Raw genomic sequence first — 12904 nt, 5'->3', positions numbered from 1 at the left:
GTCCGGTGCGGCTGAGGTTGTTGTTGCTCGCGATCACGCTGGCGGCCACCGCGCTGCCACCGGCGGAAGCGGCCGCCGACCCGGTGGACCGGGTGGCCACCCCGGTGCTGCGCTGGCAGCCCTGCGGCCCGCCGTTCGAGTGCGCGGACCTGCGCGCTCCGCTGGACCACCGCCGGCCGCACGGCCGCGCCATCACGGTCAAGGTGATCCGCCGCCCCGCGCTGGACCCGGCCCGGCGGCTCGGCGTGCTGGTCAACCAGCCGGGCGGCCCCGGCCAGGAAGCGCACGACGCGCTGCGCCGGAACCCGGACCGCTTCCCGGAGTTCGACCTGCTCGCGATGGACCCGCGCGGCGTGGCCCGCAGCGAGGGCGTGCGCTGCTTCGACTCCGCCGAGCAGGAGAACGCGTTCTGGGCCGGCCAGCCCGCTTTTCCCGCCACCCCGGCCCAGGAACCGGCCAACACGGCGAAGAAGGCCGAGTACGCGCGCCGGTGCGCGGCCGCCAACGGGGACCTGCTCCGGCACGTCTCGACCCTGGACGTGGCGCGGGACCTGGACCTGCTGCGCCGCGCGCTGGGCGAGTCCCGGCTGAACTACTGGGGCGCGTCCTACGCCACCTACCTCGGCATGGTCTACGCCAACCTGTTCCCGCACCGGGTCAGGGCGATGGCGCTGAGCGCGGTGGTCGACCCGAAGCAGTGGCAGCACTGGGCACTGGGCCGCAACCCGGCCGCCACCGCCGCCACCTGGGACCACTTCCTGGCGACCTGTGCCGCGGCCGGACCCCGGTGCGCGCTGACCGCACAAGGCGCTGATCCGGCCGCCGTGCGCCGCGCGGCGGAGGCGGCGCTGGCCAAGGCGCGGGTCTCGCCGGGGGACTACGCCAACCTGATCGCGGGCATCACCGTCGCGCTGTACGACACCGACCGCTGGACGGACCTGGCCGCCACTCTTTCCGCCATTGCCGCCGAACCCTCGCCCGCGGCCGGACTCGACCAGTTCCGCGCCGTGCAGTGCACCGACTCCGCCTACCCGCGCGACCCCGCGCGCTGGCCGGAACTGGCCGCCGAGTCCGACCGCCGCGGTGAGCTGTTCGGCCGGATGTGGCTGCACCTGGTCGACGCCTGCGCGTACTGGCCGGAACCCGCCGAGCGCTACACCGGCCCGTTCCACCGCCGCACCGCGCCGATCCTGCTGACCAACAACCGGATCGACCCCACCACGCCGCTGGACGGGGCGCGGCGGGCCGAACGGCTGCTGGGCAACGCGCGGCTGGTCGTCGCGGACGGCGCGGGGCACATCCCGCACAGTCCCGCGCTGATCGGCGCGATCGAGGACTACCTGCGCACGGTCCGGCTACCGCCGCCGGGGACCACCTACCCGGTGGACCGGCTGCCCTTCTCCTGAGCCAGCCCCCTGCGCACCCAGTCGGTCACCACCCGCACCGACTCGGCCAGGCTGATGCCGGTGGTGTCCAGCAGTTCCATCGGCGGGTCCATGGTGGCCGCGTTGGCCCGGACCCACTCGTTGAACTCCAGCATCTCGGTGATCCGGTCCTCGTCGTCCCACTCCCGCCAGGCGGGCCGCGCGCGCAGCCGGCTGGCCAGCAGGTCCGGCGCGCAGGTCAGCGCCAGGTAGTGGATGTCGCCGAGGAAGGCGCGTTCGGGCAGCCGCTCGAACTGGACCGGCACCACGGTGCCGCACAGCACCACCGGACGGCCGCTCTGGTTGACCATCGCGACCATCCGCAACCAGGTGGCGCGGAAGACGCGGTAGTCGTCGGCCGGGTCCTGCAACCCGGCCGACCACAGCACGTCCTGCTCCATGACCACGACCGCGTCGCCCAGCTCGGCGGTCAGCATCTTGCCCACGGTGGACTTCCCGGTGCCGCTGGGCCCGGTGAGCGCGAACATCGGCAGCCGCAGGAACGGCTGCCGATGTCCGCAACGCACGCAGAGCAGGACCGGATCGCCCGGCAGGACCACCGGGACCTCGGCCTTGTCGCCGCAGTTGACGCAGATCTTGAGGTCCACGGGGTTCGGACCGGGAATCAGTCGAACAGCCCTTCCAGGAAGCTCTTCTTCCGCTTGTGGCCGTAACCGTGGCCGCCGTAGGGGGGCGGTGAGTCGCGGTGGCCCGGCCGGTGCCCGCCATAGGGCGGCGGGGAGTCCCGGTGGCCGTGGCCACCGTGGCTGCGGTGGCCGCCGTAGGGGGGCGGCGAGTCGTGCCGGTACCCCGGCGCCATGGGCGGCGGGGGCGGCGGCGCGGCCGCGTAGTAGTTGCGTTCGGCGCCGGCGATCTGCTCGAGCTCGCCGCGGTCGAGGAAGATCCCCCGACAGCCCTGGCACTGCTCGATGTGCACCCCGCCGCGGTCCACGGTCTGCATCACGTTCTGGCACTTCGGACAAATCACATATGCGAGAGTACGCAGCTTTCCCGCCCGGTTGTGGGAGACATCCACAGGCCGGAAATTTGAAAGCGCTCCCACCTGCATCGATGGAGAGGCCCCTGACCTCTGTGTAGCTGACCTGTGATGAAGGCATTACGGTACCGCCGTCACGTCGGACGACGACCGTGCTGACCTTGGAGGTGGAGCCCGGGTGGAAGCGCTCGCCGCTTCGAGCCTGCGTCTAGACGCAAGCCTGCTCGACTACGCGTTGCTCGCGGTGTATTTCGTACTGGTGCTGGGCATCGGCTACATGGCCCGACGCTCGGTGTCCACCAGTCTCGACTTCCTGCTCTCCGGCCGTTCGCTGCCGGCGTGGGTGACCGGGCTGGCCTTCATCTCGGCCAACCTCGGCGCTCTCGAGCTGATGGGCATGACGGCCAACGGCGCCCAGTACGGCATGGCCACCGTGCACTACTACTGGATCGGCGCCATCCCGGCCATGGTCTTCCTCGGCCTGGTCATGATGCCGTTCTACTACGGATCCAAGGTCCGCAGCGTCCCCGAGTTCATGCGACGGCGGTTCGGCCGCCCCGCGCACCTGGTCAACGCGCTGAGCTTCGCGGTGGCGCAGGTGCTCATCGCAGGCATCAACCTGTTCGCCCTCTCGGTGATCATCAACGTGCTGCTCGGCTGGCCGATCTGGCTGTCCATCGTGATCGCCGCGGTGGTCGTGCTCGCCTACACCACGATGGGCGGGCTGTCCGCGGCCATCTACAACGAGGTGCTGCAGTTCTTCGTCATCGTGGCCGCGCTGGCGCCAATCACGATCATCGCGCTGCACAAGATCGGCGGCTGGGAGGGCCTGGTCGCCAAGGTCACCGCCAGCACCGGCGGCGCGCAGAACCTGTCCACCTGGCCGGCCAGCAACCTGACCGGCATCGCCGACGGCACGCTCAGCGTCATCGGCCTGGTCTTCGGCCTCGGCTTCGTGCTGTCCTTCGGCTACTGGACCACGAACTTCGCCGAGGTCCAGCGCGCGATGTCGGCCAAGAGCATGTCGGCCGCCCGGCGCACCCCGATCATCGGCGCCTACCCCAAGGCGCTGATCCCGGCGATCATCATCATCCCCGGCATCATCGGCGCGGTCCTGGTGCCGGACATCGCCGCGATCAAGGCCGGTGACCACAGCTCCGGCGCGGAGTACAACCAGGTCCTGCTGTACCTGATGCGCGACCTGCTGCCCAACGGCGTGCTCGGCGTGGCCATCGCCGGTCTGCTGGCCTCGTTCATGGCCGGTGTGGCGGCCAACGTCAGCTCGTTCAACACGGTCTTCACCTACGACCTGTGGCAGGACTACGTCCGCAAGGACCGGCCGGACGAGTACTACTTGCGGATCGGCAGGCTGGCCACCGTCGGCGCGTGCGTGATCGCGATCGGCACCGCGTTCATCGCGGCGAACCTGGGCGGGTCCAACATCATGGACTACATCCAGGCGCTGTTCTCCTTCTTCAACGCGCCGTTGTTCGCCACGTTCATCCTGGGCATGTTCTGGAAGCGGATGACCCCGACCGCGGGCTGGACCGGCCTGGTCGCGGGCACCCTGGCCGCGGTCATCGTGTGGCTGCTGTCGGAGCCGAAGCTGGGCATCCAGGTGCTGGACCTGCCCGGCCAGGGCGCCAGCTTCATCGGCGCGGGCGCGGCGTTCGTGGTGGACATCCTGGTCAGTGTCGCGGTCTCGCTGGCGACCAAGCCCAAGCCGGACTCCGAGCTGGTCGGCCTGGTCTACAGCCTGACGCCGAAGGAGACCCGCACCCACTCCAAGACCGGCGACGACGCCGGCTGGTACCGCTCGCCCGCGCTGCTGGGCGGCGGCGTGCTGGTGCTGACCATCCTGCTCAACATCTTCGTCGGCTGAGGGAGGGACCATGGCTGAACAAGCGACCGGGGCGAAGCCGTCCAGTGGGATGGCGAGCCTGTTCGACCTGCGCCTGATCATCGCGCTGTTGTTCGGGATCTACGGGGTGGTCCTCACCTTCGTGGGCCTGTTCGACACCACTGAGGCAGACCTGTTCAAGACCGGCGGGATCAACATCAACCTGTGGACCGGTGTCTCGATGCTCGCGGTCACCGCGTTCTTCGTCATCTGGACCGTCGCGCGCCCGCTGCGGATGCCGGCGGAGGCGGAAGCCGCCGACGACGCCACTGGCGCCGGCGGACACTAGCCGCTAGCTCAACGGTTGGTCCGGCGGTGCGGGTAGACCGGGTTGAACGCCTCCAGCGTCCAGGCGTCCACCCACCGCACCGCCCGGCCCAGCCTGGCGCGCACCGGACGAGTGCGGGTCCCGGCGTTCCTGGTGTTGCGGTCGCTCATCTTGCTCCTTCGTGGTTGATTGCCTGAGCGGCCGATCCGCTCACCTAGTACATCGCTCCAGGCTTCTGTATCGTTCCCGAAGCTGTCCGTGATCCGGCACACGGCTTTTCACCTGGCGCTTTAACGCCTCTGTTGACTTGCGGTAACCAAACCGCGTCCTCGCTCGTCGTCGCATGGAACCTGCCTACCGCATCCCGGCGGCCCTCTCGCGCCGTCCGAGGGCGAACCCGGCGAGTTATCCACAAGTGCCGAGTTGTCCACAGGTGGTGCCGAGTTGGCTTTCCCGGCCTCGGCTGGTCTGGCAGCGTCGTTCCCGTGCCCCGGCGACCAGCCCAGCGAGCGGAGGAGGACCAGATGCGACTCAGATAGTGAGGAGAGCGGCCAAGAGGTGATCGGTCGTCGAGCACGGCCCCGGCTGTCGGCAGGGACAGCCCCGGTGCCGGCCACGATGCCCGGTCTCGACTCGCGATGGCCTCGGTCTCGACTTGTGACGGCCTCGGTCTCAACTCGCGGCGGCCTTGGTCCCGACCTGCGGCAACCTTGGTCCCGAACAGTGGCAGCCTCGGTCCCGAACAGTGGCAGCCTCGGTCCCGAACAGTGGCTGCCCTGGTCTTGAGCCGTGGCGGTCCTGGTCCCGAACCATGGCAGCCCCGGTCTTGAGCCGTGGCAGCCCAGTCCCGACCGTGGCAGCCCAGTCCCGACCATGGCAGCCCAGTCCCGACCATGGCAGCACTGGTCCCGCCCCCCGTGGCAACCCTGGTCCCGCGGCGTCGCGGCCCGGCGAGCGCCGCGCGTCGCGTCTCCGATGGTGGCGCGGTGCTGGCGATGGCCGTGGCAGCTTCGGGGCCTCCGCGCGGTTGTCTCGGGGCCTCCACCTCGGCCGTCCCTGGGGCCTTCACCCCGGCGGTCTGCGGATGTGGCGGCCTGGATCGGCGGGTTCGGCGCACGGCGTGGGCGTGGGCTCGCTACCGTGCACCTCGTGTTCCGCGTGAAGCCTCTGCCCTCACTGCTCGCCGCGTTCGCCCTGCTGGCGGGAGTGGCCTCCTGTGGCACCGACGCCAACCTGGCCAAGGTGAACCACTCGCGGTCGACCATCCCGGCCGCCGAGCCGTCCGGGAGCAACGGCGGGGTGCCTGAAGGGCGGCCGGTGGATCCCGCGTTCGCGCCGGAGCGGCTGCGCAAGGTGGATCCGTGTGGGGTGATCGACGCGGAGCCGCTGGCGGAGCTGGGTGAGGCCGGGTCGCCGGTGCAGACCGGGTACGACGAGTGCTCGGTGACCTTGCGCAAGGACGGCAAGACCGCCTCGGTGAAGGTCGAGCTGGGGATCAACATGCTGTTGGAGAGCAAGCGGCTGACCAAGGAGGTGGGCGGGCTCAAAGCGGACCAGAGCGTGAACCAGAGCTTCTGCGACCACAAGATCCTGGTCCAGGAGGGCTCGTACTCACTCGGGATCGGCGTCTCGGTGCGGTCGGAGGTGGAGAACCGCTGCGACCTGAGCAACAAGGCGGGCGCGGCCGTGATCAACCGGATCAAGGGCAACGCGCCGCAGCGGACGCCCGAGTCCGGGGTGCTGGCCCAGGTGGACACCTGCACCGTGCTGGACCAGGTCGCGCTGGCCGAGGTGCTGACCAACGTGCCGCCGGTCTTCCCGTGGCGGCTGCACCAGTGCAGCTGGCGGCGCAGTGACGGGCTCGCGCTCAAGATCGAGCTGGGGGTGGCGACCAACCCCAAGGAGATCAAGTCGCTCAAGCCGGAGGAGGTGAAGGTGGATGACAGCCTGACCGTCTACAAGAAGTTCTCCAACACCAGCCACCCCCGGTGCGAGATCAGCTGGCCCTACCGGACGACCGAGGGCACCAAGGCCGAGGTGGTCGAGGTCGAGGTCACCGACGTGCCCAACACGCCAGGCTACGACGCCTGCGGCAAGGCCATCGGCGTGGTCAAGGCGCTCAAGGCCAAGTTCCCCAAGACCTGAGCCCGCCGGTCATCCGGGCGGTTCATGCCCGGGGCCACGCCGCGGGCGGGCTGACAGCAGCCCACACGGACGACTACTGTGCGGTAACAAGGGTCCGTGCGACGTTGAGCTGTCGGAGGCGCCGATGACCGGGGCGGTACGCGAACAGGCCGAGTCCTTCACCTCGCTGGACCCTCGGACCGCCGAGGTGGTCGGCGAGTACCCGGTGCACTCGGCGTTGCAGGTGCGCGCCGCGGTGGAGCGGGCGCGGGAGGCTCAGCAGTGGTGGGGTGAGCTGGGGTTCGCCGAGCGGAAGAAGCGGCTGGACGCCTGGCGGCACCTGCTGCTCAAGCGGCTGGACGAGCTGGCGGGCGTGATCTGCGCGGAGACCGGCAAGCCGCTGGATGACGCCCGGCTGGAACTGGTGCTCGTGGTCGACCACCTGCAGTGGGCGGCCAAGAACGCGGAGAAGGTGCTCAAGCGGCGCAAGGTCTCCGCCGGTCTGCTGATGTCCAACCAGGCGGCCACGGTGGAGTACCTGCCGCTGGGTGTCATCGGGGTGATCGGGCCGTGGAACTACCCGGCGCACACGCCGATGGGCTCCATCTCCTACGCGCTGGCCGCCGGCAACGCGGTGGTGTTCAAGCCGAGTGAGCTGACCCCTGGGGTCGGCGCCTGGCTGGTGGACACCTTCGCCGAGGTGGTGCCGGAGTGGCCGGTGTTCTCGCTGGTCACCGGGTTCGGCGCGACCGGGGCCGCGTTGTGCAAGGCCGGGGTGGACAAGCTCGCGTTCACCGGGTCGACCGCCACCGGCAAGCGGGTGATGGCCGCCTGTGCGGAGACGCTGACCCCGGTGCTGGTGGAGTGCGGCGGCAAGGACGCGCTGATCGTGGACGCCGACGCCGACCTGGAGGCCGCGGCCCAGGCCGCGGTGTGGGGCGCGATGGCCAACGCCGGGCAGACCTGCGTCGGCGTGGAGCGGGTGTATGTGGTCGACTCGGTGGCCCAGGAGTTCATCGAGCGGGTCACCAGGATCGCCGGGCGGCTCAAGCCGGGGGCCGAGTCGACCGCCGACCTCGGGCCGATCACCATGCCGGGCCAGGTGCCGATCATCCAGTCGCACATCGAGGACGCGCTGAGCAAGGGCGCGATGGCGGTGGTCGGCGGCAAGGAGTCGGTGCGCGCGCCCTACGTCGAACCGGTGGTGCTGCTGGACGTGCCGGAGGACTCGCTGGCCATCACCGAGGAGACCTTCGGGCCGACCCTGACCATCAACCGGGTGGCCGATGTGGACGAGGCGGTCCGGCTGGCCAACGCGGTGCGCTACGGGCTCGGCGGCACGGTCTTCTCCCGCTCGCGCGGCATGGAGCTGGCCCGCAGGCTGCGCGCCGGGATGGTCTCGGTCAACTCGGTGGTCTCCTTCGCCGCGGTGCCCGCGCTGCCCTTCGGCGGGATCGGGGACTCCGGGTTCGGGCGGATCCACGGTGCGGACGGGCTGCGCGAGTTCGCCAGGACGCAGGCGGTGACGCGGCAGAAGTTCAAGGCGCCGTTGCAGCCGATGTCCTTCGCGCGCGGCTCGCGGACCGTGCGGCGGCTGCTGCGCATCCTGCGACTGGTGCACCGGCGCTGAGCCAGCAGGAACGCGGCTGGCAAGGGGCGGCGCTGGGCCGCCCCTCGCGGGTCAGCCGAGCAGGCGCTCCAGGTCCGAGATGACCGAGTCCGCGGCGAGCACGCCCAGGCCCAGGTACCAGGTCTCGTCGTTGACGGAGTGGGACTTGCCCGCTTTGACCGCGCTGAGCTGCTGCCAGATCGGGGAGGCCAGCACGTCCTTCTGCGCGGTCTTGGCCGGGTCGCCGTAGGTGCCGATGAAGATCACGTCGCCGTCGGCCTTGGCCAGGTTCTCCGAGCTGACCTCCACCGCGAGGTCGTCGACCTGCTGGGACTGCGGGCGGGGCAGCTTGGCGTCGGTGAGCACGGTGCCGATCAGGGACTTGTTCGCGTACAGCCGGATCCGGCCGGGCATGAACCGGACCATGGACACCGTGGGGCGCTTGCCCTGCTTGGCCTCGATCCGGTTGCCCGCGGCCAGCGCGTGCGCCTCGTAGTCCTTGATCATCTTCTCCGCGTCGGCCGTGCGGTCCAGGGCGGCGGCGTTGAGGCGGAAGTTCTCCTTCCAGGGGTAACCCGGGCGGAGGCTGAAGACGGTGGGGGCGATGTCAGAAAGGATCTTGTACTGGGCCTCGGCGCGGAGCTTGGAGCCCAGGATCAGGTCCGGCTGTAGCTTCTTGATCGCTTCCAGCTTCAGCGCGTTGGCGGTGCCCACGTTCTCCGGCGTCCCGGCGCGATCAGCCAGGTAGGCGGGCATGGCCGGGCTGCCCTCGGTGTAGGCGACGCCGACCGGCTTGACGCCCAGGGCGACCACGTTGTCCAGCTCGCCGGTGTCCAGCACGAGCACCCGCTCCGGGCGCTTGGTCAGCGTGGTCTCGCCCATGCCGTGCTTGACCACCCTGGGGAAGACCCCCGGCGCGGCGGTGGTGCCGAACTGCGCGGACTGCTCGCCCGCCTTGCCGAAGTCCGCGCCGCCCGCGGCCACCGCGGGCACGTCCGCCGGCTTCGCGCCGCCGCAGCCCGCGAGCAGGACGAGCAGCCCGCCCATGGCCGCCGCCGCCAGCCGCCTGGTCCTGTTTGTCACCGGTTCTCCTGACTTTCCTGAGGTTAGGCTCACCATAACTCCGGGAAAGCGCTCGTCAGGCCCATCGCGGATGTGCCCTTTGGCACTGGGGCGAAGGCGGTGTAGTAAAGACGATCAGTCCCCCAACCGCGAGGAGACCGGCGTGAAGAAGATCATCAATGATCCGGCCGACGTGGTGTCCGAGGCGCTGCGCGGGATGGCACTGGCCCATGCCGACCTGCTCACCGTGCGCACCGATCCGGCCGTCATCCACCGGGCCGACGCGCCGGTGGCGGGCAAGGTCGCGCTGATATCCGGCGGGGGATCAGGACACGAGCCGCTGCACGGCGGGTTCGTCGGGCCCGGCATGCTCGACGCCGCGGTGCCCGGCCCGGTGTTCACCTCGCCCACCCCGGACGGCGTGCAGGCCGCGATTGAGGCGGCGCACGGCGGGGCCGGGGTGCTGCTGATCGTGAAGAACTACACCGGGGACGTGCTCAACTTCGAGACCGCGGCCGAGTTCGCCGCGGTCGAGGGCACCGAGGTGCGCACCGTGGTGGTCGACGACGACGTGGCGGTCAAGGACTCGCTCTACACCGCGGGCCGCCGGGGCGTGGCAGGCACCGTGCTGGTGGAGAAGATCGTCGGCGCGGCCGCGCAGCGCGGGGACGACCTGGACGCGTGCGAGCACCTGGCGCGCAAGGTGGTCGAGCGCACCCGCACCCTGGGCATGGCGCTGAGCGCGTGCACCGTGCCGCACGCCGGGCAGCCCAGCTTCACCCTGGCCGAGGACGAGATGGAGCTGGGCATCGGCATCCACGGCGAGCCGGGCCGGGCCCGCTTGCCGGTGGAGCCCGCCGACGCGCTGGTGCGCAGGCTGGTGGACGCGGTGGTCGAGGACCTGCCCTACGCCGAGGGCGATGAGGTGCTGCTGCTGACCAACGGCATGGGCGGCACCCCGCAGATCGAGCTCTACCTCGCGCACGGGATCGCGGAGAACCTGCTGTCCGAGCGCGGGATCACGGTGCGACGGCGACTGGTCGGGTCCTATGTGACCAGTCTGGAGATGCAGGGGATGAGCCTGACCTTGCTCAAGCTCGATGACGAACTGGTTGATCTTTGGGACGCGCCGGTGCGGACCGCGGCTCTGCGGTGGGGGATGTGATGGGCTGTTCGACAGAGGATCTTGTCGCCGCGCTGGCCGCGGCGGCCGCGGTGGTGATCGAGCACCGGGACGAGCTGGTCGAGCTGGACCGCCGGATCGGTGACGCCGACCACGGGGAGAACCTGCGCAGGGGCTTCACCGCCGTGGTGTCCACAATGGACGGAGGAGGATGGTCGGGGCCGGCATCGGTGCTCAAGGCGGCGGCGAAGACGCTGATCTCCACGGTGGGCGGGGCGGCGGGGCCGTTGTACGGCACCGCGTTCCTGCGCGCGGGCGCGGCGGTGGACGGGCTCGCCGAGCTGGACGCGACCGCCGTGGCCACGGCGCTGCGGGCGGCGCTGGACGGCGTGGTGGCCAGGGGCAAGGCCGAACCGGGGGACAAGACGATGGTGGACGCGCTGACCCCCGCGGTGCTCGCCGCGGAGTCCGCCGCGGCCGAGGGCGCCGATGTGCCTGCGACCCTGTCCGCGGCCGCCGTCGCGGCGGCGGACGGCGCGGCGGCGACCGAGCCCCTCGTCGCCCGCAAGGGCCGCGCCTCCTACCTTGGCGAGCGCAGCGCGGGGCACATCGACCCGGGTGCGCGCTCGACCTCCCTGCTGCTGACCGCGCTGGCGCGGCACGCTGGCGGCGCGCGATGAGCCGCCGGGTGGGGCTGGTGATCGTCTCGCACAGCGCGAAGCTGGCCGAGGGCGTGGTGGAGCTGGCCCAGCAGATGGCGCCGGAGGTGCGCATCCTGGCCGCGGGCGGCCTGCCGGAGAACGGCGGCCTGGGCACCGACCTGGACACCGTCTCGGCCGCGCTGGAACGCGCCGACGACGGCGAGGGCGTGGTGCTGCTCTACGACCTGGGCAGCGCGCAGATGATCGCCGAGCTGGCCGTGGAGGTGCTGGGCGACCCCAGCCGCGCGGTGGTGGTGGACGCGCCGCTGGCCGAGGGCGCGGTGGCCGCCGCGGTCTCCGCGCAGGGCGGGTCCACTTTGGACGAGGTGGCCGACGCCGCGGCGACCGCGACCGCCTTCGCCATCGGCGAGACCGTGGACGAGCTGTTCCTCAGCGCCAACGGGCACGACCACGGCCATGGCCACGGCCACGCCGAGCCCAGCTCCAGCGGGCTGGTCGAGCTGGAGATCGAGCTGCGCAACGAGGTCGGCCTGCACGCCCGGCCGGCCGCGTTGCTGGCCAGGACCGTGGCCGAGCTGGACGTGGAGGCCTCGGTGCGCTTCGGCGACCAGGAGGTCAGCGCGGCCAGCGTGCTCGCGCTGATGGGCCTGGGCGCGCGCGGCGGCGACCGGATCACGCTGCGCGCGGTCGGCCCGGACGCCCAGGAGGCACTCGCTCGGGTGGCAGCGCTGGCGGAACGCGGTTTCGACGAGTGAGCCCGCTGATCCGCGCCTACCCTGCGGATCATGGGTGCCAGCGGCGTTCTGACCTGCGCGGTCCTGGCGACCGTGCTGGTCGGCTGCGGCACGCCGGAGGCCGGTCCTGGCGCGGCCGCCCCCGCGCCGGACTGGCCTCGCCTTGACCCGTGCAGCCTGGTCGCGCCGGACGCGCTCAGCCGCTTCGGCACCCAGGTGCCCGGACCTGAGCTCAACTTCGACGACTGCCGCTTCGCACTGCGCAACGGGGTCGACGAGCTGACCGTGACGCTGGCCTCCGGCGGCCGCCTGGCCTCGGCGAACGGGGCCGACCAGCTCGGCTTCGAGCTGGTCGAGCGGGACGGGGTGCGGGTGGGCCGGGCCAAGGCGGTGGCCGACTCCTGCGGCTCGGTGGTGCTGCTGCCCGACCTGCGCTACGTCACGGTGGACGTCAGCGGCGCGGACGCCCAGCTCTGCGAGGTGGCCGAGGCCGCGGCCGAGTCGGTGCGCACGGTGCTGCGCGCCGGTGGCACCCGCACCCGCGCCTACCCGCCCAACTCCCTGGCCGGCGTGGACCCCTGCCCGCTGGTGCCTGCCGGACTGGCCGCCAAGGTCCCCGGCATCGACACCCCGCAGCCCAACGGCGACGGCAACCGGCACGTCTGCCAGTGGGGCGGCCGCCGCCCCGACTCGCCTTCACTGCTGGTCACCTTCAGCGTGGTCGACCCCGACCCGGCCACGCCCGTGGCCGAGGAGCGGATCGGCGGGCGGGACTCGCTGGTCCGCGCCCAGCCCGCGGGCAGCGGCCTGCTGCCGTCCTGCCGGGTGGACACCAGGCACATCCGGTTCGGCCAGAACTACCTGGAGAACGCGCGGGTCGCGGTCTACAGCGCCCTGCCTGCGGAGGAGAACTGTCCCCTCGCCCGCGAGGTGGCCACCGAGGTCTGGTCGCGCCTGCCCGCTCTCTAGGCTTACCCCCGTGGCGAACCTCACCGGGGAAA

At 71.4% G+C, this 12904-nt stretch carries 13 protein-coding genes; 9 read left to right on the top strand and 4 right to left on the bottom strand.

Annotated features, from left to right (window positions below; genetic code table 11):
* Positions 1-5: 5 nt before the first annotated feature.
* The gene (locus tag M8C13_RS29845) at positions 6-1406 is read left to right on the top strand and encodes an alpha/beta hydrolase (RefSeq protein WP_252484062.1); all 1401 of its coding nucleotides are present in this window, start codon (positions 6-8) and stop codon (positions 1404-1406) included.
* On the opposite strand, the gene M8C13_RS29840 is transcribed toward M8C13_RS29845, so the two are convergent.
* Together M8C13_RS29840 and M8C13_RS29835 are read right to left on the bottom strand one after the other, a co-directional pair.
* A complete protein-coding gene (locus M8C13_RS29840) occupies positions 1376-2032 on the bottom strand; it encodes an AAA family ATPase (RefSeq protein WP_252484061.1) in 657 nt (218 codons plus the stop codon). The genes M8C13_RS29845 and M8C13_RS29840 overlap by 31 nt on opposite strands.
* Positions 2033-2049: 17 nt before the next feature.
* Complete coding sequence (locus tag M8C13_RS29835; protein ID WP_252484060.1) at positions 2050-2412, bottom strand: zf-TFIIB domain-containing protein; 363 nt, start codon at positions 2410-2412, stop codon at positions 2050-2052.
* Between the two features lie 187 nt (positions 2413-2599).
* On the opposite strand from M8C13_RS29835, the gene M8C13_RS29830 reads away from it, so the two are divergent.
* On the top strand, positions 2600-4303 hold the full coding sequence (locus M8C13_RS29830) for a sodium:solute symporter family protein (RefSeq protein WP_252484059.1): 1704 nt from the start codon (positions 2600-2602) through the stop codon (positions 4301-4303).
* 10 nt (positions 4304-4313) lie between these two features.
* On the top strand, positions 4314-4610 hold the full coding sequence (locus M8C13_RS29825; protein ID WP_252484058.1) for a hypothetical protein: 297 nt from the start codon (positions 4314-4316) through the stop codon (positions 4608-4610).
* 8 nt (positions 4611-4618) lie between these two features.
* Here the strand turns inward: M8C13_RS29825 and M8C13_RS29820 are convergent, their stop codons facing one another.
* Positions 4619-4759, bottom strand: coding sequence for a hypothetical protein (locus M8C13_RS29820; RefSeq protein WP_252484057.1), 141 nt, complete (start codon positions 4757-4759; stop codon positions 4619-4621).
* 979 nt (positions 4760-5738) lie between these two features.
* Here M8C13_RS29820 and M8C13_RS29815 point away from each other — a divergent pair.
* Both M8C13_RS29815 and M8C13_RS29810 read left to right on the top strand, forming a co-directional pair.
* Positions 5739-6734: a hypothetical protein gene (locus M8C13_RS29815; protein WP_252484056.1), complete on the top strand. Its 996-nt coding sequence runs from the start codon at positions 5739-5741 to the stop codon at positions 6732-6734.
* Between the two features lie 124 nt (positions 6735-6858).
* A complete protein-coding gene (locus M8C13_RS29810; RefSeq protein WP_252484055.1) occupies positions 6859-8343 on the top strand; it encodes an aldehyde dehydrogenase family protein in 1485 nt (494 codons plus the stop codon).
* Positions 8344-8394: 51 nt separating this feature from the next.
* Here the strand turns inward: M8C13_RS29810 and M8C13_RS29805 are convergent, their stop codons facing one another.
* Entirely contained in the window at positions 8395-9405 is a 1011-nt protein-coding gene (locus M8C13_RS29805) for an iron-siderophore ABC transporter substrate-binding protein (protein WP_252484054.1), read from the bottom strand.
* A gap of 142 nt (positions 9406-9547) precedes the next feature.
* Here M8C13_RS29805 and dhaK point away from each other — a divergent pair, with 142 nt between their 5' ends.
* From dhaK to M8C13_RS29785, 4 genes are read left to right on the top strand one after another with little or no spacing between them, the layout of a single operon-like run.
* Positions 9548-10549, top strand: a complete 1002-nt coding sequence (gene dhaK, locus M8C13_RS29800) for a dihydroxyacetone kinase subunit DhaK (protein WP_252484053.1) — start codon at positions 9548-9550, stop codon at positions 10547-10549.
* A complete protein-coding gene (dhaL, locus tag M8C13_RS29795) occupies positions 10549-11187 on the top strand; it encodes a dihydroxyacetone kinase subunit DhaL (protein WP_252484052.1) in 639 nt (212 codons plus the stop codon). The genes dhaK and dhaL overlap by 1 nt, the downstream gene beginning before the upstream one ends.
* A complete protein-coding gene (dhaM, locus tag M8C13_RS29790; protein ID WP_252484051.1) occupies positions 11184-11924 on the top strand; it encodes a dihydroxyacetone kinase phosphoryl donor subunit DhaM in 741 nt (246 codons plus the stop codon). Before dhaL ends, dhaM begins: the two co-directional genes overlap by 4 nt.
* Before the next feature lie 30 nt (positions 11925-11954).
* Complete coding sequence (locus M8C13_RS29785) at positions 11955-12872, top strand: DUF3558 domain-containing protein (RefSeq protein ID WP_252484050.1); 918 nt, start codon at positions 11955-11957, stop codon at positions 12870-12872.
* Positions 12873-12904 lie beyond the last annotated feature (32 nt).

This window comes from Crossiella sp. SN42 (assembly GCF_023897065.1).
In the GTDB taxonomy this organism is placed as follows: domain Bacteria; phylum Actinomycetota; class Actinomycetes; order Mycobacteriales; family Pseudonocardiaceae; genus Crossiella.
The sequence above is the reverse complement of the archived record's forward strand: the minus strand, read 5'-3'. Positions and strand labels throughout refer to the sequence as shown.